The 22861-nt window shown below is 69.8% G+C and carries 24 protein-coding genes and 1 tRNA gene; 15 read left to right on the top strand and 10 right to left on the bottom strand.

Translation table 11 applies throughout. The features are described 5' to 3' along the window. The first annotated feature begins 73 nt into the window (after positions 1 to 73). The 5 genes from odhB (at position 74) to lpdA (ending at position 4235) form a co-directional block, all read left to right on the top strand. Positions 74 to 1396, top strand: coding sequence for a 2-oxoglutarate dehydrogenase complex dihydrolipoyllysine-residue succinyltransferase (gene odhB / locus MKL09_RS13425; protein ID WP_244020762.1), 1323 nt, complete (start codon positions 74 to 76; stop codon positions 1394 to 1396). 46 nt (positions 1397 to 1442) lie between these two features. Beyond that, positions 1443 to 1697, top strand: coding sequence for a DUF4160 domain-containing protein (locus MKL09_RS13420; RefSeq protein ID WP_244020760.1), 255 nt, complete (start codon positions 1443 to 1445; stop codon positions 1695 to 1697). Then, entirely contained in the window at positions 1694 to 2008 is a 315-nt protein-coding gene (locus tag MKL09_RS13415; RefSeq protein WP_244020758.1) for a DUF2442 domain-containing protein, read from the top strand. Before MKL09_RS13420 ends, MKL09_RS13415 begins: the two co-directional genes overlap by 4 nt. Before the next feature lie 8 nt (positions 2009 to 2016). Next, a complete protein-coding gene (locus tag MKL09_RS13410; protein ID WP_244020756.1) occupies positions 2017 to 2766 on the top strand; it encodes an SDR family oxidoreductase in 750 nt (249 codons plus the stop codon). Between the two features lie 68 nt (positions 2767 to 2834). Then, positions 2835 to 4235 carry a dihydrolipoyl dehydrogenase gene (gene lpdA, locus MKL09_RS13405; RefSeq protein ID WP_244020754.1) on the top strand — a complete coding sequence of 467 codons (1401 nt, stop codon included), beginning with the start codon at positions 2835 to 2837 and terminating at the stop codon, positions 4233 to 4235. A gap of 22 nt (positions 4236 to 4257) precedes the next feature. Here the strand turns inward: lpdA and MKL09_RS13400 are convergent, their stop codons facing one another. The 3 genes from MKL09_RS13400 to MKL09_RS13390 form a co-directional block, all read right to left on the bottom strand. After that, positions 4258 to 5121, bottom strand: a complete 864-nt coding sequence (locus MKL09_RS13400) for a response regulator (protein WP_244020752.1) — start codon at positions 5119 to 5121, stop codon at positions 4258 to 4260. Positions 5122 to 5267: 146 nt separating this feature from the next. Continuing rightward, on the bottom strand, positions 5268 to 6236 hold the full coding sequence (locus MKL09_RS13395) for a tyrosine recombinase XerC (protein ID WP_244020750.1): 969 nt from the start codon (positions 6234 to 6236) through the stop codon (positions 5268 to 5270). Positions 6237 to 6293: 57 nt separating this feature from the next. Next, a complete protein-coding gene (locus MKL09_RS13390; protein ID WP_244020748.1) occupies positions 6294 to 7832 on the bottom strand; it encodes a PAS domain-containing protein in 1539 nt (512 codons plus the stop codon). A gap of 184 nt (positions 7833 to 8016) precedes the next feature. Here MKL09_RS13390 and MKL09_RS13385 point away from each other — a divergent pair, with 184 nt between their 5' ends. After that, positions 8017 to 8337 carry a YnfA family protein gene (locus tag MKL09_RS13385; protein ID WP_244020747.1) on the top strand — a complete coding sequence of 107 codons (321 nt, stop codon included), beginning with the start codon at positions 8017 to 8019 and terminating at the stop codon, positions 8335 to 8337. A 7-nt stretch (positions 8338 to 8344) separates the two neighbouring features. Here MKL09_RS13385 and MKL09_RS13380 read toward each other — a convergent pair whose 3' ends face one another. Next, entirely contained in the window at positions 8345 to 8917 is a 573-nt protein-coding gene (locus MKL09_RS13380) for a peroxidase-related enzyme (protein ID WP_244020745.1), read from the bottom strand. 152 nt (positions 8918 to 9069) lie between these two features. Between MKL09_RS13380 and ruvC the strand changes: the two genes are divergently transcribed. Next, positions 9070 to 9693 carry a crossover junction endodeoxyribonuclease RuvC gene (ruvC, locus tag MKL09_RS13375; protein WP_244020743.1) on the top strand — a complete coding sequence of 208 codons (624 nt, stop codon included), beginning with the start codon at positions 9070 to 9072 and terminating at the stop codon, positions 9691 to 9693. A gap of 29 nt (positions 9694 to 9722) precedes the next feature. On the opposite strand, the gene MKL09_RS13370 is transcribed toward ruvC, so the two are convergent. Then, positions 9723 to 9806: transfer RNA gene (locus tag MKL09_RS13370), tRNA-Tyr, on the bottom strand. Positions 9807 to 10215: 409 nt separating this feature from the next. On the opposite strand from MKL09_RS13370, the gene MKL09_RS31990 reads away from it, so the two are divergent. The 4 genes from MKL09_RS31990 to MKL09_RS13345 all read left to right on the top strand — a co-directional run bounded on the left by MKL09_RS31990 (position 10216) and on the right by MKL09_RS13345 (position 13403). After that, a complete protein-coding gene (locus MKL09_RS31990) occupies positions 10216 to 12069 on the top strand; it encodes a DEAD/DEAH box helicase (RefSeq protein WP_279605861.1) in 1854 nt (617 codons plus the stop codon). Positions 12070 to 12095: 26 nt separating this feature from the next. Further along, complete coding sequence (locus tag MKL09_RS13355; protein WP_244020741.1) at positions 12096 to 12419, top strand: hypothetical protein; 324 nt, start codon at positions 12096 to 12098, stop codon at positions 12417 to 12419. 308 nt (positions 12420 to 12727) lie between these two features. Beyond that, positions 12728 to 12895 (top strand): hypothetical protein, encoded by a 168-nt coding sequence (locus MKL09_RS13350; protein ID WP_244020739.1) that lies wholly within the window; start codon positions 12728 to 12730, stop codon positions 12893 to 12895. Positions 12896 to 12995: 100 nt separating this feature from the next. Continuing rightward, a complete protein-coding gene (locus MKL09_RS13345) occupies positions 12996 to 13403 on the top strand; it encodes a DUF3597 domain-containing protein (protein WP_243945318.1) in 408 nt (135 codons plus the stop codon). 40 nt (positions 13404 to 13443) lie between these two features. Here MKL09_RS13345 and MKL09_RS13340 read toward each other — a convergent pair whose 3' ends face one another. Further along, positions 13444 to 14532: a polyamine ABC transporter substrate-binding protein gene (locus MKL09_RS13340; RefSeq protein WP_409566928.1), complete on the bottom strand. Its 1089-nt coding sequence runs from the start codon at positions 14530 to 14532 to the stop codon at positions 13444 to 13446. Between the two features lie 92 nt (positions 14533 to 14624). Further along, positions 14625 to 14981 (bottom strand): RidA family protein, encoded by a 357-nt coding sequence (locus MKL09_RS13335; RefSeq protein ID WP_244020735.1) that lies wholly within the window; start codon positions 14979 to 14981, stop codon positions 14625 to 14627. A gap of 180 nt (positions 14982 to 15161) precedes the next feature. Between MKL09_RS13335 and MKL09_RS13330 the strand changes: the two genes are divergently transcribed. Continuing rightward, the gene (locus MKL09_RS13330; protein WP_244020734.1) at positions 15162 to 15425 is read left to right on the top strand and encodes a GlsB/YeaQ/YmgE family stress response membrane protein; all 264 of its coding nucleotides are present in this window, start codon (positions 15162 to 15164) and stop codon (positions 15423 to 15425) included. A gap of 92 nt (positions 15426 to 15517) precedes the next feature. Here MKL09_RS13330 and MKL09_RS13325 read toward each other — a convergent pair whose 3' ends face one another. From MKL09_RS13325 to rpsO, 3 genes are all read right to left on the bottom strand, one after another. After that, a complete protein-coding gene (locus tag MKL09_RS13325; RefSeq protein WP_244020732.1) occupies positions 15518 to 15739 on the bottom strand; it encodes a YgaP-like transmembrane domain in 222 nt (73 codons plus the stop codon). A gap of 310 nt (positions 15740 to 16049) precedes the next feature. Next, entirely contained in the window at positions 16050 to 18272 is a 2223-nt protein-coding gene (pnp, locus tag MKL09_RS13320) for a polyribonucleotide nucleotidyltransferase (protein WP_244020731.1), read from the bottom strand. Positions 18273 to 18482: 210 nt separating this feature from the next. Beyond that, a complete protein-coding gene (rpsO, locus tag MKL09_RS13315) occupies positions 18483 to 18752 on the bottom strand; it encodes a 30S ribosomal protein S15 (RefSeq protein ID WP_007560136.1) in 270 nt (89 codons plus the stop codon). Positions 18753 to 19012: 260 nt separating this feature from the next. Here rpsO and MKL09_RS13310 point away from each other — a divergent pair, with 260 nt between their 5' ends. The 3 genes from MKL09_RS13310 to MKL09_RS13300 all read left to right on the top strand — a co-directional run. Continuing rightward, the gene (locus MKL09_RS13310; RefSeq protein WP_244020730.1) at positions 19013 to 21022 is read left to right on the top strand and encodes a hypothetical protein; all 2010 of its coding nucleotides are present in this window, start codon (positions 19013 to 19015) and stop codon (positions 21020 to 21022) included. Next, positions 21019 to 21639, top strand: coding sequence for a hypothetical protein (locus MKL09_RS13305; protein ID WP_244020729.1), 621 nt, complete (start codon positions 21019 to 21021; stop codon positions 21637 to 21639). The genes MKL09_RS13310 and MKL09_RS13305 overlap by 4 nt, the downstream gene beginning before the upstream one ends. 235 nt (positions 21640 to 21874) lie before the next feature. After that, positions 21875 to 22861: amino acid permease (locus MKL09_RS13300; RefSeq protein WP_244020728.1), on the top strand; the 987-nt coding region annotated here is incomplete at its 3' end.

Genomic DNA, 22861 nt, shown 5'->3' with positions numbered 1-22861 from the left:
TCCCCGGGCCGGCGCCGTCGTCATTCTCCAGGCCGTCCGGCACGGCCCAACCGATCCGGAAGTGCAGAACACCATGGCTACCGATATCCTCGTCCCGACGCTCGGCGAATCCGTGAGCGAGGCCACCATCGGCCGCTGGTTCAAGAAGCCCGGCGACACGGTCGCGGTCGACGAGCCGATCGTCGAGCTCGAGACCGACAAGGTCACCCTGGAGGTCAACGCCCCGGCGGCCGGTCAGCTCGGCGAGATCCTGGTCAAGGACGGCGAGACGGTGGAGCCCGGCGCGCTGCTCGGCTCGATCGTCGAGGCGGGGGCATCGGCCGGCGGCGGCAAAAAGGCGGCCCCGAAGGCGGTCGCCGAGACCAAGTCCGAGAGCCGCAGCGCGGCTCCGGCACCGGAAGCTGCCCCGAAGGCCGAGGCGCCGGCCCAGGAATCCTCGGCCGGTTACGGCAACCACGGCGACGCGGGCGCGCCCGCGACCCAGCAGCGCCCGACCGGCGACAACGGCCCGGCCGTGGCCAAGCTCGCCCGCGAGAGCGGCGTCGATCCCTCGGGCATCAACGGCTCGGGCAAGGACGGCCGCGTCACCAAGGGCGACATGCTCGGCGCGATCTCCAAGGGGCCGGTCCCGGCCGCCGCCCCCGCCAAGGAGGCCCGCCCGACCCTGCCGCGTGCGCCCTCCGCGCCGGATGATGCCGCGCGCGAGGAGCGCGTGCGCATGACGAAGCTGCGCCAGACCATCGCGCGCCGCCTCAAGGACGCGCAGGACACCGCCGCGATGCTGACGACGTTCAACGACGTCGACATGTCGGCCGTGATGGCGCTCCGCAGCCAGTACAAGGATATCTTCGAGAAGAAGCACGGCACCAAGCTCGGCTTCATGGGCTTCTTCACCAAGGCGGTGATCGGCGCCCTCAAGGACGTGCCGGCGGTCAATGCCGAGATCGACGGGCAGGACCTCGTCTACAAGAACTACTACCACATCGGCATCGCGGTCGGCACCGATAAGGGCCTGGTCGTGCCGGTGGTGCGCAATGCCGACGACCTGTCCATCGCGGGCATCGAGAAGACGATCGCCGGCTTCGGCAAGAAGGCGCGCGACGGCAAGCTGTCCATCGAGGACATGCAGGGCGGCACCTTCACGATCACCAACGGCGGCATCTACGGCTCGCTGATGTCGACCCCGATCCTCAACGCCCCGCAATCGGGCATCCTCGGCATGCACCGCATCGAGGAGCGTCCGGTGGTCCGCGCCGGCAAGATCGAGGCGCGGCCGATGATGTACCTCGCGCTGTCATACGATCACCGGATCGTCGACGGTAAGGAGGCGGTGACCTTCCTGGTGCGGGTGAAGGAGGCGCTGGAGGATCCGGCCCGGCTCGTGCTGGACCTCTAAGCCCCGTCGGCATTGCTCGGCATCGATCGCGATAACGGGCTGATCGATGCCAACCATCGCCATCGTCGAGGGCGTTCGGATCACGATCTATCTCAACGATCATCTTCCGCCGCATCTGCACGCGTTCTTTGCTGGCCAGGAGGCGAAGCTTTCGATCGTCACGGGCGAAGTCCTCAGCGGGACTTTGCCGCGTGCGAAACTCAAGGCCATCCGTGCGTGGCTGGCTGCCAATCGCGAACAGGTTTCCTATGTTTGGCGAGAGATTCGGGCCGGCCGCCACAGCGGGGGAATGATCGAATGAAGACGCATCGGATCGCCTCTGTGGAGCCCCTGCAGTATCCGACGCTCCGCATCACGTTCGATGACGGCGTCGGTGGCATCCTCGACCTTTCAGATCTGATTGCCGAAGGCGCGATCTTCGCTCCCCTGAAGAACGAAGCCTATTTCCGGACGGTGTCTGTCGGTGAAGGCGGCTGGACCTTCGGCTGGAACCTCGACGCCCTCGGGCACGAGATCGATTTCTGCCCCGACGCGACGCGGATCCGGATCGAGACCCAGATCGTCGAAGATTTGGCCAGCCGATACGAATCGGCCCACGCAGCAGCCGCATGAGTGAGCCCATGAACGGACCAAGCGTCGCCATCGTCACCGGCGGCAGCCGCGGCATCGGGCGGGCGGTGTCGCTGCTCCTGGCGGAGCGCGGCTACGCGATCTGCCTGAGCTACGTCTCCGACTCGGCCGCGGCTCAGGCGGTGGTGGATGCGATCACCACCAAGGGCGGCACAGCGCTGGCGGTGCGCAGCGATGTCGGCGTCGAGGCCGACGTGCTCGCCCTGTTCCAGGCCGCCGACGGGCTCGGTCGGCTCGCGGCGCTCGTCAACAACGCCGGAGTGGTCGACCTGAAGTCGGACGTCGCCGACATGAGCGCCGCCCGGCTCCAGCGGATGATGAACACCAACGTGGTCGGCAGCTTCCTGTGCGCCCGCGAGGCGGTGCGGCGCATGTCGACCAAGCGCGGCGGGGCAGGGGGCGCGATCGTCAACCTGTCCTCGGTGGCGGCCCGCCTCGGTGGCCCCGGCCAGTTCGTCGACTACGCCGCCTCCAAGGGCGCGATCGACTCGCTCACCATCGGGCTTGCCCGCGAGGTGGCCGGGGAGGGCATCCGCGTCAACGCGGTGGCACCCGGCATCATCGCCACCGAGATCCACGCCAGCGGCGGCGAGCCCGACCGGGTCGCGCGTCTCGGCCCCGGCGTCCCGATGGGCCGGGCCGGCACCGCCGAGGAGGTCGCCGCGCCGATCGCGTGGCTGATCTCGGAGGAGGCGTCCTACACCACGGGCGCCATCCTCGACGTCGGCGGCGGCCGCTGAACCCACCCCTTCAAACTCTCTTCTCTCCGCCCGTCCCAGGCGGCATGACCGACCGGAAGCGAACTCCCATGTCCTACGATCTCGTCGTCATCGGCACCGGCCCCGGCGGTTATGTCTGCGCGATCCGCGCGGCACAGCTCGGCCTGCGGACCGCCGTGGTCGAGAAGCGCGCGACCCACGGCGGCACCTGCCTCAATGTCGGCTGCATCCCGTCGAAGGCGCTGCTCCACGCCTCCGAGGCCTTCGAGGAGGCGACCAAGCATTTCGCCGATCTCGGCATCGAAGTCAGCGGCGTGAAGCTCGATCTCAAGAAGATGATGAGCTTCAAGGCCGAGGGCGTGGCCGGGAACACCAAGGGCGTCGAGTTCCTGCTCAAGAAGAACAAGGTCGACACCTTCCACGGCACCGGCAAGATCGCGGGCGCCGGCCGGGTCGAGGTCGTGTCCGAGGATGGCGGCAACCAGATGCTCGAGACCAAGAGCATCGTCATCGCCACCGGCTCGGACGTCACGCGCCTGCCGGGCGTGACCATCGACGAGAAGGTGGTGGTCTCGTCCACGGGTGCCCTGGAGCTCGACCGGGTGCCGAAGAAGCTCCTGGTCATCGGCGCCGGCGTGATCGGGCTGGAGCTGGGCTCAGTCTGGCGCCGGCTCGGCGCCGAGGTCACCGTGGTGGAATATCTCGACCGGGTGCTGCCCGGCATGGACGGCGAGGTCGGCAAGCAGTTCCAGCGGATCCTGACCAAGCAGGGCATCCTGTTCAAGCTGTCCACCAAGGTGACCGGCGTCGAGGTCGGCAAGAAGGGCGCGAGCGTCACCGTGGAGCCGGCCGCGGGCGGCGAGGCGGAGAGCCTGCAGGCGGACGTGGTCCTCGTGGCGATCGGCCGGGTGCCCTACACCGAGGGCCTCGGCCTCGACACGGTGGGTGTGCAGCGCGACGACAAGGGCCGGATCCTCACGGATGCCCACTACGCCACCAACGTCACCGGCATCTACGCGATCGGCGACGTGATCGCCGGGCCGATGCTCGCCCACAAGGCCGAGGACGAGGGCGTCGCGATCGCCGAGATGCTGGCCGGCCAGTCCGGCCACGTCAATTACGGGGTGATCCCGAACGTGGTCTACACCTTCCCGGAGGTAGCCTCGGTCGGCAAGACCGAGGAGGAGCTGACCAAGGACGGCGTCGCCTACAATGCGGGGAAATTCCCGTTCACGGCCAACGGCCGGGCCAAGGCCAACGGCACCACGGACGGCTTCGTGAAGGTGCTGGCCGACGCGCAGACCGACCGGGTGCTCGGCGTGCACATCGTCGGGGCGGGTGCCGGCAACCTGATCGCCGAGGTCGCGGTGGCGATGGAGTTCGGCGCCTCGTCCGAGGACATCGCCCGCACCTGCCACGCGCACCCGACGCTGACCGAGGCGGTCAAGGAAGCCGCTCTGGCCGTGTCCAAGCGCGCCATCCACGTCTGAGCGGCAAGCACCCGGCGCGGGATCAGGCGATCTTGCGCCGGGCGTTCGGAAGGTCGGCGATCCGCAGGAGCGCGCTCGGCGCCGGCGGCGCGGTGAGCGCGTTCAGCAGATACGGCCGGCGCAGGCCCAGGGCGTTGTGCAGCGCCAGGTCGATGTCGCGGGCGTAGAACGGCATCCGCAGCACCGCGTCGACCCCGAAATAGCGCCCGGCCTGGGCGACCGGCTCCAGCTCGGCGGTGGTCAGCAGAGTGATCCGGGTCGGGAGCCCGAGGGGCTGGATCTGGCAGGCGAGCTCCATCCCTTCGATGCCGCCGAGCTTCACGTCGAGGAAGGCGAAGTCGTAGGCGCCGAGCTTGAGCTGGCTCAGGGCGTGGCGCCCGCAATTGGTCTCCTCGAGCGCGATGGCGAAGCCGCTGCGGGCCACAACCCGGCTGATCGCCGTGCGCCCGGCGGGGGACGAGCAGGCGAGCAGCGCCCGGGTCGGGGTACGGCGGCGGGCATCGGCGTGCAGGAGCTGCTCGATATGGCCCGGATCGAGGGGCGTCTTCAGCACCTCATAAGCGCCCAGGCTCCGGGCGATCTCCTGCCAGTGCGGCAGCACGCGCGTGGCGATCAGCACGAGGCAGGGCGGCTCGGCGCCCGCCCGGCGCGCCACCGCGACGGCCTCGGGTCCGCTCCGGTCTTCGAGTTGGGGACCCACGAAGACGAGGCTTGGGCGTTGCTGGAGAAGGATGTCGCACAGGACCTGACCCGAAATGGCCTCGTCGATCACGGCGTGGGGGTCGAAGCGTTCGACGATCGCCTTCAGGGCGGCACGGCGCCCTGCATCGCAATCCGCGATCAGGACACGCGCGGGCAACCGCGCCTCATCCAGCTCCATGGCCATGCCCCAGCAATCCCATTCCCCGACGTCGAGAATGGATGCAGATCATGACGAAGCTCTTAAAAGGCAGCCTCATAAGCCGATATAGGGGATAGTCTGCTCATCCTATCGCTGGAAACAGCTCTCAGAACTGATCTCTCACCGTTAGATTAGCGGCCGGCTCTTGGATGTGCCGCCGTGTAGGCACTCATCAGCCGGGCGGCGTCGACCTGGGTGTAGAGCTGCGTGGTCGACAGGGAGGCATGGCCGAGCAGTTCCTGAATGGCCCGCAATTCGCCCTGGCGGGCGAGCAGATGCGTCGCGAAGGAATGGCGCAGGGCATGCGGGGTCGCGCTCTCCGGCAGGCCGAGCGCCCCTCGGGCCCGGGCCACCGTGTACTGGATGATGCGCGGCGAGAGCGGTCCGCCGCGGGCGCCGACGAAGAGCGGCCCCTCCGGCGGCAGCGGCAGCGGGCAAGCGGCGACGTAATCGGCCACCGCCCGCGCCACCACCGGCAGGATCGGTACCATGCGCTGCTTGCCGCCCTTGCCGAGCACGGTGACCTGATCGCTGCCCGGAAGCGGCGCGTCGCGCCGGGTGAGGCCCAGGGCCTCGGAGATGCGCAGGCCCGCGCCGTAGAGCAGTGCCAGGACCGCCGCATCCCGGGCGAGCACCCAGGGCTCGCGCTCCTCGCCGGCCCGGATGGCCGTGTCGGTGAGCGCCACCGCGGCGGCGACGGGCAGCGGCCGGGGCAGGCGCCGCGGGACCTTGGGCGCGCGGACGCCGCCGAGCGCCGAGACGCTGCCGTAGCCCTCGCGCTCCAAGAAGCGTCCGAACGAGCGCAACCCCGCCAGCATCCGCATCAGCGAGCGCCCGGACACCTCGTCGGCCCGGCGAGCCGCCATGAAGGCACGGATGTCCCGCACCTTCAGGGCCACCAGCATCGGGATGGTCGGCGTGCCCAGGCGCGACGCGAGGTGGACCAGGAACTGGCGCAGATCGCGGCTGTAGGCCTCGACGGTGTTGGGCGACATCCGCCGCTCCCGCGCCAGCCCGTCGACCCAGGCATGGACCGCCTCGCGCAGGCGCGAATCGCCCGGAAGCAGGATCAGGTCGTCGGCCGTCTCGCGTGCGCTCATGGCCCCACTCGACTGTTTTTTCGTTGTCGGGAGCTTAACGCCTCGCCGAGCGGCCGCTCAGGTCAGGATCCCGTCCTTGCCCTGGAATCCGGCCAGCGGCGCGGTGAGGACGCAGTGCAGGCCGGTCGGTCGGTAATCCAGGGCGACATTCCCGGCCACGGTGCCCGCGAAGGCGCGCTCGATCAGGCGAGTGCCGAAGCCCTTGCGCGAGGGCGGGGCCACCGGGGGGCCGCCCGATTCCATCCAGCTGAGCCGGAGTTGCGGGCCATCGGCCAGGGTCTCGATCTGCCAGGTGACGCCGACATGGCCCGCCTCTGCCGAGAGGGCCCCGAACTTGGCCGCGTTGGTCGCCAGCTCATGGATCATCAGCGCCAGGGCGAGGGCCGCCTTCGGCCCGATATCGAGGGTCGGCCCCTCGATCCGCAGGCGGCCGGGGCGGGCATTGTCGTGGAGCGCCAGGGCGCCGCGGATCACCGCCTCCATGCCGGCCCGCTCGGCATTGCCGGCAAGCAGGATGTCGTGCGCCTTGCCCAGCGCCAGAAGGCGCTGCAGCAGGGCGTCGCGGGCGGACGTGACGTCGGGGGCGTCGCGCAGGGTCTGCGAAGCGATCGCCTGGACCATGGCCAGGGTGTTCTTCAGCCGGTGGCTGAGTTCCTGGCTGAGCATCTCCCGATGCGCGTCGGCCTCGGCCTGCTGGGTCGCGTCGAGCATCACGCCGGTCATCCGGGTGGCCGTGCCCTCCGCGGTGCGGACGATGATCGCCCGGTTGAGGACCGTCGCGTAGGTCCCGTCGGCCCGCCGGAACCGGTATTCCTCGCTCCAGCGCAGGCGGGCGCCCGCGAGGGCCGCCTGGACGCTGCGGCGGACGCGGTCGCGATCCTCGGGGTGGATATGCGCGTACCACCAGGCGTTGCTCGGCTCGATCTCCGCAGGCCGGTAGCCGTAGAGCGCGGACAGCCCCTCGTCCCAGTGGATCCGGCCCGTTTGCGGGTTCCAGTCCCAGATCAGGTCCGTGGTCGCCCGCGACGAGAGCCGGTAGCGCTCCTCGGAGACCGCCAGGGCGTCGCGGGTCTGGCGCTCGGCCGCCAGGGCCGCCTCGCGCTCCCGGACCGCGCGGCGCAGGTCGAGCTGCGCCGTCACCTGCCGCGCCAGCGCCCGCAGGGCGAAGGCCTGGTCCGCCTTGAGGCCGTCGGGCCGAGGCTCGGTGTCGATCACGCACAGGGTCCCGAACGGGACGCCGTCCTCGGTCCGGAGCACCGCGCCGGCATAGAACCGGATGAACGGCGACCCCGTCACCAGGGTGTTGTCGCGGGTCCGCGGGTCGGCGCTGAGGTCGGGGATCACCATCAGCCCGTCCTCGGATTCCAGCGCGTGGACGCAGACCGACTGGCTCAGGGGCGTCTCGCAGGCCGGGAACCCGCACCGGGCCTTGAACCATTGCCGGTCGGCCGCGACGAGGCTGACGAGGCCCACCGGCACCGCGCAGATCTGCGTCGCCAGCGTGACGATGTCATCGAAGGCCGGTTCGCGCGGCGTATCGAGGATGCCGTAGCTGTGCAGGACCTGGAGGCGGGCGGTCTCGATCGGGTCTGACATGGCCGGGGGCGGTGGATCGGGCAGCGGGGCCCGGGAAGCACGCGGAGGCGATCGTGAGCGGTCTTAGCCTATCTTGGGCGCATGAGCATCTTGCACTTACGGCTCATTGCTTCGCGTGCCGCGTATTCAACCGGTTTGCGTGTCGCGGCTCGCTCGGCGCCGATCCCCGTGCCAAGCTGGATCGATGACGCTCCTCGCCTATGCCGGTGCCGCCCTGGCGGAGATCGCCGGATGCTTCGCGTTCTGGGCCTGGCTCAGGCTCGGCCGGTCGGCCTGGTGGGCGCTGCCGGGCGTCGCCTCCCTGGTGGCGTTCGCCGGCCTGCTGACCCTGGTGGACAGCCCGGCGGCGGGGCGCGCCTTCGCGGCCTATGGCGGGGTCTACGTCGCCGCCTCGATCCTGTGGCTGTGGCTCGCCGAAGGCCAGCGGCCCGACCGCTGGGACCTCGCGGGCAGCGCCGTCTGCCTGGCCGGCACGGCGATCATCCTGCTCGGGCGCCGCGGGTGAGGGGGCTTCACCGCCCCATCGTGTAGAATTCGTCGTTCGGCCGCAGTTCCGCGACGCTGGCGAGCCGGTTCGACAGGGCGAACAGGGCGGTGATCGCCGCGATGTCCCAGATGTCGTCCGGGCTGAACCCGTGGCCCGCCAGCACGGCATGGTCCGCGGCCTCGACCGTGTGGGCCTCCTGCGCGACCTTGAGCGCGAAGGCCAGCATCGCGCGCTGGCGCGGGGTGATGTCGGCCTTGGCGTAGGCGACGGCGACCTGATCGGCCAGCAGCGGGTTCTTGGCCCGGACCCGCAGGATCGCCCCGTGGGCGATCACGCAGTAGAGGCAGTTGTTGGCCGCGCTGGTGGCGACCACGATCATCTCGCGCTCGGCCTTGGTGAGGCCGCCGGGCTTGTCCATCAGCGCGTCGTGATAGGCCATGAAGGCGCGGAATTCGTCCGGGCGGTGCGCGAGCGCCAGGAAGATGTTGGGCACGAAGCCTGCCTTCTCCTGCACCAGGGCGATGCGGGCGCGCAGGTCGTCCGGCATCTCGGACAGCTTCGGCACCGGGAAGCGGCTGATCCGTGTTGGTGCGCTCATGGTCGGGCTCCCCAAATCCCGGTCCCTTGGTGAAACCGGGCGTTCACGATACGTACGGCACGCTTGGGCAAGTGGTCGAGAGCATCCGGCCGAAAGACGGCGGCTGGCTTTCAGGACACGCCGATGCACGAGAAAAACAACCCTGGAGCGTCATGAGCAGCAGCGTCCGCATTCTGGGGATCGATCCAGGGCTCCGCCGCACCGGCTGGGGCCTGATCATCGCGCAGGGCAGCAAGCTGACCTACGGCGATTGCGGTGTCGTGACCTCGGACGGCGACCTGCCGCTGGCCCTGCGCCTGCGTGAGCTGTTCGAGGGGATCGGCCGCATCGTCGCCGCACAGACGCCCGACGAGGTCGCCGTGGAGGAGACCTTCGTCAACAAGGACGCCCAGGCGACGCTCAAGCTCGGCCATGCCCGGGCCATGGCGCTCGTGGTGCCGGCGCTCGCCGGGCTGCCGGTGTTCGAATACGCCGCCAACCTGATCAAGAAGACCGTGGCGGGCTCCGGCCATGCCGAGAAGGTGCAAATCCAGGCGATGGTCCGCTTCCTGCTGCCCAAGGCCGAGTTCCGCGTCGCCGACGCCGCCGACGCGCTGGCCATCGCGATCACCCATGCCAGCCACCGCGACGCGCACGCGCTGCGCAAGACGCATCTGCCGGAGGGCAAGAAGCGCAGCCTCACCGGTCAGGCCGCCGCGGGTCAGGGGCTGGCCGGGAAGGGTTTTTCGGCCGCCGCCGCCGCGCGCATCGAGGCGGCCCTGGCGAAGCAGGGCTGATCGGGCAGGGCAGAATTTTCCAGGAACCTTGGTGGGGGAAGTAGGACTCGAACCTACGAAGCTTACGCAGCGGATTTACAGTCCGCCCCCTTTGCCGCTCGGGACATTCCCCCAAGGCGGGTTTTTCACCCGCGGCGCCCTTATGGTGAGAGGCTGGCCGGGTGTCAACGCTTGTCGTGGTGCGATCCCGCTTTCCTAGCCGCGGCTACGACGCTCCGCCGAGGGTGAGGCTTCAGAGCCGCTGCGCGGCGAGTTCTGTGCTGGGTCCCGGATCAGGTTCCGCTTCGCTCCACCTGTCCGGGAAAGGGGCGATGCAGGATGAAACGCCACGCCCTTTCCCGGGCGCGTGCAGCGCCAGCGGAATGCGACCCGGGACCCAGCATGAGACTCGCCGCGCAGCGGCTCCTTCTGACCGCACCTTAAGCGCCGGGGAAGAAAACACGAACGTTCCGTGTCCCCAGGGATTCACAAAGGAATCGGGATCGGCCACGGTGCGCGGATGTCGCCCTGCTTCGCCGGCCATTGACCCGTCCCGCCCCGTCCCTGCGGTCCCACCAGCGTACGTTGATGGCCCTCGTGGCGGCCATGGCGAGCGGGGAGGCGGGGCATGTCCAAAAGATCCTGGCGGCGGTGACGCCGGGGGGCGGCAAGTCGCTGCTGCCGGTGATCGCCGCGCACGCGCTGATCGCGGCCGGCCGGGTCGAGCGCGTGGTCTGGGTGGTGCCGCGGGATTCCCTGCGGCTCCAGGCCGAGGAAGCCTTCGCCGACCCGCTCTGGCGCGCGGCGTTCGGGCATGGGCTGAGCGTGCGCGCCGCCGACAACGAGCGTGACCCGGCCCGCGGCCTCTCCGGCTACGTCACCACCTATCAGGCGGTCGCGGCCGCTCCGGCGCTGCACCTCGCTGAGGCGCGGGCGCACCGCACCCTGCTGGTGGTCGACGAGGTGCACCATCTGCCGGTCCCGGGGCGTCCGGGGGCGGAGGACGCCTCCGCCGAGGAGGAGGCCGAGGCGGGGGCGTGGTCCCGGGCGATGCTGCCGGTGATGGAGGCGGCCGAGATCGGCCTGTTCCTGTCCGGCACCCTGGAGCGGGCGGATGGGCGGCGCATCCTCGGATTGCCCTACCGGCCGTCCGCCCTCGGCCGCGGTCCCGAACTCGACCTCGACGCGCCGGGGCTGGCGGTGATCGGCTATTCCCGGTCGCAGGCGCTGGCTGAGCGGGCGGTGCTGCCGGTGACCTTCGGGGCGATCGACGGCGAGGCGAGCTGGCTAGAGGGCGGCCGAATCGCCGGCGACGGCCCCCGGGTCGGGCCGCATCGGCTGGGGGCCGGATCGGTCCGGGTCACCACCCGGCCAGCTTTGTTCACGGCCCTGCGCACCGGCTTCGCCCGGGATCTCCTGAGTGAATCCTTCTTCGCGACGAAGCGCCTGCGCGCCCGGCGCCGGGCCGAACTCGGCCTGCCGCCCGGCCGGATGGCCCGGGGCCTCGGCAAGCTCCTCGTGGTCGCCCCGGACCAGGCGAGCGCGCGCGCCTACCTGACGACCCTGCGGAGCTGGATGCCGGCCACGCAGGGGGAGCGCGATGTCCGCCTCGCGACCTCCGGCCAGGGCGATGCCCACGCGGCCCTGGCGGCGTTCCGCCTGACCGCGGAGCCGGCGGTGCTGGTCACGGTGGCGATGGCCTATGAGGGGCTCGATGCCCCCGAAGTCGCCGTGGTGGCGGCCCTGACCCATATCCGCTCCCGGCCCTGGCTGGAGCAGATGCTGGCGCGCGCCACCCGGGTCGATCCGCATGCCGGCCCCTACGACAACCAGCAGGCGCTGGTCTTCCACCCGGACGATCCGCTCTTCGCCCGCTTCCGCCTGGAACTGGAGACCGAGCAGGGGAGCAGCGTGCGGCCCAAGCGCGAGCGGCCGGCCAGCGCCATCGTTCCGGAGCGGACCCCATGGCGAGACGAGGATCCCGGCGGGATCACGCCGCTGGAGAGCAACGCGATCGGGCTGCGCTACGCCCTGCTGCGCCCCCGGCTCGCCGAGCCCGCCCCCGTTGCACCGACGCCGGAGATTCCATCGGTCACCGAGCGGACCCTGCGCCAGCGCCTCGCAGTCGCGGTGGCGAGCCAGGCGGTCGAGGACGAGGCGTCTCTGCGCGTCCCCCGCGGCGGCAACCTGGCGCATCGCTACAACGCGGTGCTCAAGCGCGTACTCGGCAAGGGCCGCGCGACCATGACCCTGCCCGAGCTGGAGGCGGCGCTCGCCTGGCTTGAACGCAACCGGCTCTCGGACCATCTCGACCGCCTCGACGGCGATGCCCGCTACGCATGGTCCGCCCGCCAGCGCCGACCGCGCTGGCAGCCGGAGCGCGCTGCCGGCCGCTGACCCGTCGCGGATCGGAGGAGCGCGCGATGACCGAAACCGTGCCGGACGCCTTCGCGGCGACGCTGACCGAGCCTGAGCCGCCCGCGGCCTGGCCGGCACCGCGCGCCGCCCTCTGGTGGCTCGCCAAGGAGGCGACCGAGACCGCGGACGCCGGCTGGGCGCGGGCGCATGCCCTGGTCCAAGACGCCTCCGGGCCCGACGCCGCCTGGGTGCACGCGCATCTCCACCGCATCGAGGGCGATGACGGCAATGCCCGCTACTGGTATGGCCGCGCCGGCAGGCCCGTGCCGCGCGGCACGCTCGCCGAGGAGCGGGGGGCCCTGATCGCCGCCCTGGCGAGCGCGGGCTGAACGTCTCGACGTGCGGTCCCAACCTGTCCGTCCCGCGCGACCGGCCGTGACGGCAGGATCGTTTATTACGCAAACAGACTATGCCTTGCGTACCGAAATTTAATATCTGCGCGACATGCCGGCCAGACCTGGCGCGGCAGGATTGATTTTACATCGCGCCTGCAAATCGATATCGGGCACCGTTCCCCCTTGATCGCCGGTGAAAATTGAGAAGTCTGTGCGTTTCCCGCTGTCTACGTGGTCTTCGATATCCTGCAGCGGCGAGATCTGATTAAGGCTGGGCCCGTCGATTTTGGATCACAAGGAACGTGCTGGTTATCGTGATGAGCTTGAGTTGTTTAGTCTGCAGTGTGGGTCTGGCGGGTCTTTCGCTGCGCCACCCCGCGCGCGCGGTCGTCCTCGAACGCTTGAGCGGGATCTGCCTGGTGCTCGGCCTGTCCCTGCTCGGCGTCGCCCTGCACGGCGCCCGCTTGTAGTCTCAGGGCTGCGAAGACCGATTCTCGGAACGCCTGGGCCGACAACCGGTTGACAGCCCGCCCGGCGCGCAGGCCGGGCCTCGATTATCGGAGCGGACCTATGAGCCTCCTCGGCAGCATCGTCGGCAAGATCCTTCATCCGTTCGGCGGCGGTTCCGCGGACGCCGCACCCTCATCCACGTCGGGCTCCTCCAGCGGCTCGGCCGGTACGGGCACCGCGTCGGCCCCCGGCGGCGCGGGCGGCGGCGAGCCCGTGGACGTGGCGGCCGTGCTCACCGGCCTCGCCGAGAAGAACGGGCAGACGCTCGATTGGCGCCACTCGATCGTGGACCTGATGAAGCTGCTCGGCCTGGATTCGAGCCTGTCGGAGCGCAAGAAGCTCGCCGACGAGTTGCACTACACCGGCGACAAGGAGGACTCGGCCTCCATGAACATCTGGCTGCACAAGCAGGTGATGCAGAAGCTCGCCGAGAACGGCGGCAAGGTGCCGGAAGACCTCAAGAACTGAAGCCGAGCACGGCCCGGCGCCTGATCGCGCCGGGCCTTCCTCAGCGGCCGGTTCGGACCCGGGTCCAGAGCCGGGTGACGTAACGCTGGGTGCGGTCGTCCCAGGCGGTGTTGATCGATAGGCGCTGCATCGTCGCCTCGTCGGGATAGATGCCGGGATTGCTCAGGATCTCGGGCTTCACGAACTTCTTCGCCGCGAGGTTGCCGCTGGCATAGGCCACGAAGTTGGTGTTGGCCGCCGCCACCTCGGGCCGCAGCATGTAGTCGATGAAGGCCAGGGCCTCGGCCGGGTGGGCCGCATCCTTCGGGATCGCGAAGGTGTCGAACCACATCAGCGCGCCTTCCTTCGGGACCACGTAGGCGATCTCGATCCCGTTCTTGGCCTCCTCGGCCCGGCGCTTGGCCTGCATCACGTCGCCGGAATAGCCGACCGCCACGCAGATATCGCCGTTGGCCAGCGCCTGGATGTATTCCGAGGCGTGGAATTTTCGCACGGTCCCCCGGACCTTGTAGAGCGCGTCGGTCACCTGGGTCAGGTCGTCCCAGCGCTTGGAATCGGCTTTCGCCCCGAACACCGGCAGCATGCTGGGGATCAGGTCCTCGGGGCTGTCGAGCATCATGATCCCGCAATCCTTGAGCTTGTTCGCGGAAGCCGGATTGAGGACGACGGTCCAGGAGTTCAGCACTGCGCCGGCGCCCAGGCGCTCGCGCACGGCGGCGACGTTGTAGCCGATGCCAGTGGTGCCCCACATGTAGTCGACCGCGTAGGCGTTGCCGGGGTCGTACACGGCCAGCCGGCTGGAGATCTCCGGCCAGAGATTGCCGAGGTTCTTCAGCTTGGACTTGTCCAGGGGCAGGAACGCCCCGGCCCGGATCAGCCGCTGCAGATAGGGTCCCGACGGCACGACGATGTCATAGCCCGACCGGCCGGCCAGCAGCTTGGTCTCCAGGATCTCGTTGTTGTCGTAGGTGTCGTAGACGACCTTGATCCCGGTCTCCCGGGTGAAGGCGTCGAGCACCGTCGGGTCGATATAGTCCGACCAGTTGTAGATGTTGACGACCCGCTCTTCCGCGGCCCGCACGGGCGCGGCCAGGCCGAGGAGGGCTAAGAGCAGCAGCCCCGTCGTCAGACGAAAACCGGTCCGTGCGCGCGATGCGGACCGATCCCGAATCGGGACGAGGCGCCGGACCGATCGTTCGACCCGGCCCGTCCCGGCCCCGCTCACGCCTGCCTCGCGGCGACGACCACAATCTCGACCAGATATTGCGGATCGCACAGCCGCGCCTCGACAGTGGCGCGCGCCGGCGGGTGTTCCTTGGACACCCAGGCATCCCAGGCGGCATTCATCTCGGCGAAATGGCCGATATCGGCGAGGTAGATCGTCGCCGACAGGATGTGATCCTTGTCGCTGCCGGCGACGGCGAGCAGCCGGTCGATCTGAACCAGGATGTTCTGGGTCTGCGCGGTGACCCCGGTGCCGACCGGATCCGACGCCACTTGGCCGGCGAGGTAGATGGTGTTGCCGTGGACGGCGCCCTGCGACATCCGCGTTCCCGGTTCGATCCGTTTGATGCTCATTCAAGTCCCCAGCCGGCGAAAGCCGGTATCTGCCGTGGCAGCGGTGCGGCCGTAAAGGGCCGCGCGCCCACGCGCCGCGGGAACCGGCGGAAAATTCTCCCCTGCGTGTGCAGGTGCGAGCAACCGTGGCCGGCCACCGCGCGTTCAACCGGCATCGCTTGTCACGCCTTGGGGTTCGTCATGGGTATTCTCTGGACCATCGTCATCGGGTTCCTCGCCGGAATCATCGCCAAGTTCCTCATGCCCGGACCGAACGAGCCGTCGGGCTTCATTCTGACGACCATCCTGGGCATCGTCGGCGCCTTCGTGGCGACCTTCATCGGCCAGGCCGTCGGCTGGTACGGGCCCAACCAGGGCGCGGGCTTCATCGGTGCCGTCGTCGGCGCCGTCGTGGTGCTGTTCATCTACGGCATGATCGCCGGCCGCCGCAGCACGACCATCTGACCGCGTCCAGAGCGCCGGAACGTGAAGGGGCGCCCCGCGGGGCGCCCCTTTTTGTTTTTTGGCCTGCTCAGTCCGTCGACCGGGCGAAGCCCTTAGAGATGATCCGCCGCTGCCTTCACCGCACAGTGGCCGGTGGCGCCGCGCACGGCCAGACCGACGCCGACGACCAGCGCCAGCAGGCTGAGGATCTTGTTCGGCCTGGGCTGCGCGGCCGCAGCGGCGATCCCGAGGCCCAGCGCCACCGACACCGCCCGCTCGGTGGTGGTAAGGTTCGGCTGCCCGCTGAAGATGTCCTGGATCATATCGTTGGCCATGAAAGCTTTCCCGCTGTGAGGTCGCGGTGCGAACGCGGGCGCGGGGCGGGCGTTCCAACCGTCCCGCACGGTTGAGGCGTGCAGGCTGCGCAGGAGCCCGAATGGCACCTGCTGCCGCGCCGGCACGACCGACGACGCCACGGTAGAACGTCGCATCGAGCGCCTGAGCAGGACCTGCCGGACAGACACACTCCGAGGCTCCAGTTCCAGGGAATTGGGCTCGGCGCATGAAAAAAGGCGCGGCCCCGGGGGACCGCGCCTTTCATCTCAGATCCGCGCCGGCTGAAGCCCGCGCGGGACAGTCACAAACCTACTCGCCGGCGGAGTCGCGGCGGCGCTCGCCGCGGTGGCGGCCGCCATTATCCTCGCGCCGGGGCTCGCCGTCCCGGTCGCTGCGGCTGGACTCGCGCTCGGCCTTGACCTTCTCGGTGATGTCCTCGCCGGTCTGCTGGTCGACGACGCGCATGGACAGGCGGATCTTGCCGCGGTCGTCCTGGCCGAGGAACTTCACCTTGACCTTGTCGCCTTCCTTGACGACGTCCGTCACCTTGGCGACCCGCTGGACGGCGAGTTCCGAGATGTGGACGAGACCGTCCTTGGCGCCGAAGAAGTTCACGAAGGCGCCGAACTCCATGCACTTCACGATCGTGCCGTCGTAGATCATGCCGTTCTCGGGCTCGGCGACGATCGAGCGGATCCAGTTATAGGCCGCCTTGATCGCCTTGCCGTCGGCCGAGGCGATCTTCACGATGCCGGTATCCTCGATGTTGATCTTGGCGCCGGTCTTCTCGACGATCTCGCGGATCACCTTGCCGCCGGTGCCGATCACGTCCCGGATCTTGTCGGTCGGGATCTGCATCGTCTCGATGCGCGGCGCGTATTCGCCCAGCTCCGGCCGGGCGTCGGTGAGCGCCTTGGCCATCTCCTGGAGGATGTGGGCGCGCCCGTCCTTCGCCTGGTCGAGGGCGACCCGCATGATCTCCTCGGTGATGCCGGCGATCTTGATGTCCATCTGGAGCGAGGTCACGCCCTCGTCCGTGCCGGCCACCTTGAAGTCCATGTCGCCGAGGTGATCCTCGTCGCCCAGGATGTCGGACAGGACCGCGAAGCGCTCACCCTCGAGGATGAGGCCCATGGCGATGCCGGCCACCGGACGGCGCAGGGGCACGCCGGCATCCATCAGCGACAGCGAGCCGCCGCAGACCGAGGCCATCGACGACGAGCCGTTGGACTCGGTGATCTCGGACACGACGCGGATCGTGTACGGGAACTCGTGCGCCGGCGGCAGGACCGGCCGGATCGCCCGCCACGCCAGCTTGCCGTGGCCGATCTCGCGACGGCCCGGGGAGCCCATGCGGCCGGTCTCGCCGACCGAATAGGGAGGGAAGTTGTAGTGGAGCAGGAAGCGCTCCTTGTAGGTGCCGTCCAGCGAATCGATGAACTGCTCGTCCTCGCCGGTGCCCAGCGTGGCGACCACGAGGGCCTGGGTCTCGCCGCGGGTGAACAGCGACGAACCGTGGGCGCGGGGCAGCACGCCGACCTCGGAGACGATCGGGCGAACCGTCTTCAGGTCGCGGCCGTCGATGCGCGAGCCGGTGTCGAGCACGTTCCAGCGCACGACCTTGGACTGCGCCTCCTTGAAGGCGGCCTTGACCTTCTCGGCCGGGAACTTTTCCGCGCCCTCGGGGCACAGGGCGGCCAGCACCTTCGCCTTCACGGCGTCGACGGCGGCGTAGCGCTCCTGCTTGACCGTCTTGGTGTAGGCGGCGCGCAATTCGGTCTCGCAGACCTCCAGCACGGCCTTCTCGACGTCGGCGTTCTCGGGGGCCTGGAAGGCGCGGGGCTCCTTGGCGGCCTTCTCGGCCAGGCGGATGATCGCCTCGATCACCGGCTGGAAGTGCTTGTGGCCGAACATCACGGCGCCGAGCATCACGTCCTCGGACAGCTCCTTGGCCTCCGACTCGACCATCAGCACGGCGTCCTGGGTGCCGGCGACGACGAGGTCGAGGCTCGACTCCTCCTTGGTCTCGGTGACCAGCGGGTTCAGCCGGTAGCCGCCGTTGATGTAGCCGACGCGGGCGGCGCCGATCGGGCCCATGAACGGCACGCCCGACAGGGTCAGGGCGGCGGAGGCCGCGACCATCGAGACGATGTCGGGATCGTTCTCGAGGTCGTGGGTCAGGACAGTGATGACGACCTGGGTGTCGTTGCGCCAGCCGTCGATGAATAGCGGGCGGATCGGGCGGTCGATCAGGCGGGAGACCAGGGTCTCCTTCTCGGAGGGACGGCCCTCGCGCTTGAAGTAGCCGCCGGGAATGCGGCCGGCCGCGTAGGCGCGCTCCTGGTAGTTCACGGTGAGCGGGAGGAAGTCGATGCCGGCCTTCGGCTCCTTGCCGGCGACGACCGTGGCGAGCACCGAGGTCTCGCCGTAGGTGGCGATCACGGCGCCGTCAGCCTGGCGGGCGACCTTGCCGGTCTCGAGGACGAGCTTGCGGTCGCCCCACATCAGCTCTTCGCGTTGAACGTCGAACATGCTTGTCTTGTCCTTAGCCTTCGGCGGGCCCGGCCCGGCGCCGTCGGGGGCAAGACGGCGCGACACTTCCTCCGGCGAAGTGTCGCGCGATCCTGCCCCGACGCTGGCGCCTCGAAGCGGCCCGTTTTTCGAGCGGCCGGACCCATTCCGGCAGCCCGAGATCGTGAAACGCGGCCCCGAGCTGGGCTCGGAACCGCGCGGGATAGGGTCTTAGCGGCGGATGCCGAGACGCTCGATGAGGGCGCGGTAGCGGGCCTCGTCCTTGCGCTTGACGTAGTCGAGCAGCGAGCGGCGCTGCGAGACCATCTTCAGCAGGCCCCGGCGGGAATGGTTGTCCTTGCCGTGGGTCTTGAAGTGGCCGGTCAGGTTGGTGATCCGCTCGGTGAGGATCGCGACCTGGACCTCGGGGGACCCGGTGTCCTTGGCGTCCTTGCGGTGTTCCTTGATGAGCGCGGTCTTGCGCTCTGCCGTGATCGACATCGCATACCTTTCGGGTTGTGCTGGTTCGGATGCGGCGCCCCGCTGGAGGGCGCGCGAACTCGGCGTTCGGCCGGTGCCGGGATGTCGTCCAGCACGGTCACAGCGCCAAGCGGTTCAAGCCCCGCCCGGTAACCCGGGCCGAGGCCGCGCGATCCATACACGAAACCGCCGGATACGCCACCCCCGGGCCGGAAGACCGCGCCGAGGGAAGGGTTAACGCCGGCGTGGTAGCCGGAACCGGCACGAACGGCGGCCCGGCGATGAACGGTAGTCTCTCGGATATGAGCGGCGTCCTCGTGGCGACGCTGCTCGGCGTTCCTCTTATGCTGCTGCCGGGCTACGCGCTGGGCAGCCTGACCGGGATTCTGGGGTTTCGCAGCCTTGCACCCGGGGGCCGACTTCTCTGCTCCGTCCTGCTGGGCATCGGCCTGCTGCCGGTCCTCGACAGTCTGCTGGTCCAGGCCGTTTCTATCTCGGTCGCCGTGCTGGCGAACGGTGCGCTGGGGCTGGCGGCGCTGGTGCCGGCCTCCCGCGCGTTCCGGGGCCGCATCGACCTGCCGGCTGCGGGACGCGGGCTGGCGCTCGCCGCGCTCTGGCTCGGCATCGTCGTCTACGCGCTGATCGATATCGATACCGGCACGGGCCTGTACCAGCCGGTGACCGTCATCGACCTCGTCAAGCACGCGAGCCTGACCCGCTCGATCGTCCAGGACGGTCTGCCACCGGTCGATCCGTTCTTCGCCCGGCCCGAACGGGCCGGCTATTACTACTTCTTCTACACGCTGTGCGCGCTCACCGACTGGGCCGGCGGGACGCTGGTCGACGGGCGCACCGCCTTCGCCGGGATGGCGTTCTGGACCGGGATCGGCCTGCTCGGCCTGCTGGACCGGCTGCTCGCCGCCACCGGACTGGTGCGGGACGCATCCCCGCGCCGCGTGCGCTTTGCAACCCTCCTGCTGCTGCCTGCGGGCGGGCTCGACATCCTGCTGGTCGTCCGCAACCGGATCGCGACCGGGTTCTGGATCCCGATGCCGGAATGGCTGAACGAGCAGGTGCTAAACTGGCCGAGTTCCCTGGTCTGGGTCCCGCATCACGTCGCGGGCGCGCTGGCCGGCTGGCTGGGCTTCCTGGTCCTCGCAGAGACCGCGGATGGCACGCGGCGCCCCCCGGGCGCCGCGATCGCAGTGTCGGGCATCGCGTTCGCCGCCTGCGCCGGCCTGTCGGTCTGGGTCTGCTTGGGCACGGTGGCGGCGGCCGGGACCTGGCTGGCGCTGCTGGCGATCGAGCGCCGCTGGCGCGATGCCGGCCGGCTCGTCGCGGCCGGACTCGTCGCCGCCGTCCTGGCCGCGCCTTACCTGTCCGGGCTCCTGGCGAGCCGAGGCGAGGCCGGGCAGGCGATCGTGTTCGGGGTCCGGAGCTTCGGCCCCCTGGAGGGCATGGCGGACGGCCCGGCCTTGAGCCTGCTCCGCCTGATCCTGCTGCCGGTAAACTACTACCTCGCCTTCGGGGTTCTCGCCGCCGGCGCGTTCCTGTTCTGGCGAATCGTGCCGCGGAGCGAGGCCCATGCCCGGGAGGCGGGGCGGTTGCTGACCATCGTGGCGGCCTCGTCCCTGCTGATCGGCGGCTTTCTGCGCTCGGCGATCCTCTACAACGACCTGGGCTGGCGCGTGGTCCTGCTGGCACAGGTCGCCACCCTGGTCTGGACCGTGGCGGCCCTGTCTCGGGGCGCGGGTGTGCGGCTCCGGCTGCCCGGCGTGATCGCCGGGCTGCTCCTGCTCGGCTACGCGACGACGCTCTACGGCTTCGCCGGGATGCGGGCCTATCCCGCCTCCGGCGCCTCGAGCTTCGCCTTCCTCAACGGCCGCCCCGACATCGACCGCGCCCTGCGCGCAGCCTATGCCTGGGCCGGAATCCATCTGCCCCGGAACCTTGTGCTGCAGGCGGCTTCCAGCGCGCCGCGGGTGTTCGATTTCGGCCTTTATGGCTCTCAACCGGTGGCCGTGGCCGACCGGGAGGCGCGGCTGTTCGGAGCCCCGCAGGAGGCCGTCGCGGCGCGGCTGGCGCAGGTCGCGCCGATTTTTTCCGATGTGCTCACAGCAGACGATGTCCACCGCCTAGCCGCCGGAGCCGGTATCGGCGCGCTGATCGTCACCGCGCAGGATGCCCCCTGGGGGAATCCGGAGTCCTGGGTCTGGCGCGGCCGACCGCTCTACGCGTCGCCGCTCGTCCGCATCCTGTCCGTCGAGGACCTTGATGGGAGGCCGCGATGACCGAGGCCACCCCCGTGCGCGCGCGACAGGCGCTGCGCTGGCTCGCGGCTCAAGGCGCGCTGCATGCGGGCGCGATTCTCGTCGGCTTCGCGGTCTTCGTGTTGCTGTTCCAGACGGACCTCTGGTCCGGCGTCACGATCCTGTTCTATCGCGGCCTGATCCTGCTGGTGGTGGCCTTCCTGATAACCGTCGTGGCGACGGCGGCCCTGGCGGGGCTCGGCCGCGCCTGGGGTCTGCGCCGCCGGGACGCCCTCGGCGCCTGCGTGCTGTCGCTCGCCCTGAACCTCAGCGTCTTCGTGATCTTCCCGGTGACGATCGACCGCTCGATCAGCGTGTTCCTGCTCGGCCAGATGGCGGCCGATCCCGAGGCGCGCTTCAGCGCCGAGCGGGCGCGGGCCCGGTTCGAATCGGTCTATGTGGGGGAATTCCGGCAGGTCGAGCGGCGCCTTGCGGAGCAGACCGCGTCGGGCAACCTCGCCGCGGATGGGGACGGCTATGTCATCACCCCGCAGGGCCGCGCGTTCATCCGGTTGTCGGCACGCATCGCCAAAGTCTTCCGGACCGATCCCCGGATGGTCGAGGGCCGGCCGCCTTCCGAGAATGCGCCGATGCCTTGAGCACGCTGGCGCACGTCCTGCGATACGCGATGCGGAGCTCGAAGCCCGGACGTCGATCGCCGGCTCGCAATACTGTTCCGGGCCTCGGCATCGAACCGCTTTTTTCCTAGACTCGACGGTACGATGGGTCGATCGTCCGTGCGCGTCTGCGCGAGCGCGCAGCGATGCCGGCTCGGATCTTGCGATCCGGCCTCCCATCCGATCCACCCGGTGACCGAAGACCGTGAGCCTCGACATGTCCGACACCGCCGCCATCGCCCTGATCGAGAGCCCGGCGACCGGCAATCCCAGCCTCGCCCGGAGCCTCACCGCCCCGGGCCTCGTCGCCATCGGGCTCGGCGCCACGATCGGCGCGGGCATCTTCGTGCTGACGGGAACAGCGGCGGCGCAATATCCGGGGCCGGCGCTCAGCCTGTCTTTCGTGATCGGCGGCATCGCCTGCGGCTTCGTCGGCCTGTGCTATGCCGAACTCGCCGCCATGATCCCGGAGGCGGGCTCGACCTACACCTACACGCGCGCCTGCCTCGGCGTGCTGCCGGCCTGGATCATCGGCTGGGATCTCGTGCTCGAATTTGCCATGGCGGCGGCCACGGTGGCGGTGGGCTGGTCCGGCTACGCGCAGTCGCTCGCGGCCGATTTCGGCCTGAAGCTGCCGGCGGCGCTGTCCGGGGCGCCGGGGGACGGCGGCCTGATCAACCTGCCGGCGGCCGGCATCGTGCTGGTGCTCACCGCGCTCCTGACCCGCCGGACCCGGGACGCCTCCCTGGTGAACGGGCTGCTGGTGGTCGCCAAGATCGCGATCATCCTGGCCTTCGTGGGCGTCGGCGCTGCCCATCTGCAGCCGGAGCTATGGCACCCGTTCGTGCCGGAGAATGCCGGGTCGTTCGGCACCTATGGCTGGAGCGGCGTGTTCCGCGGGGCGGCGGTGGTGTTCTTCGCCTTCATCGGCTTCGAGACCGTCGCGACCGCGGCGGGCGAGTGCCGGGCGCCCCAGCGCGATGCGCCGGTCGGTCTGATCGGGTCGCTTGCCATCAGCACGATCCTGTACGTGGCGGTGGCGGCGGTGCTGACCGGCCTGGTTCCCTACCGGGAGCTGGACGTCGCCGACCCGATCGCCAAGGCGATCGACCGTCTGGCGATGCCCGGGCTCGCCATCGTGATCAAGATCGGCGCCCTGATCGGGCTGACCACCTCGGCGCTCACGGCGCTCTACGGGCAGGGC

The sequence above is a fragment of the Methylobacterium sp. J-048 genome, assembly GCF_022829515.1.
Lineage (GTDB): Bacteria > Pseudomonadota > Alphaproteobacteria > Rhizobiales > Beijerinckiaceae > Methylobacterium.
Note: the sequence above shows the minus strand (reverse complement) of the source record. Positions and strands in the feature narration are given on the sequence as shown.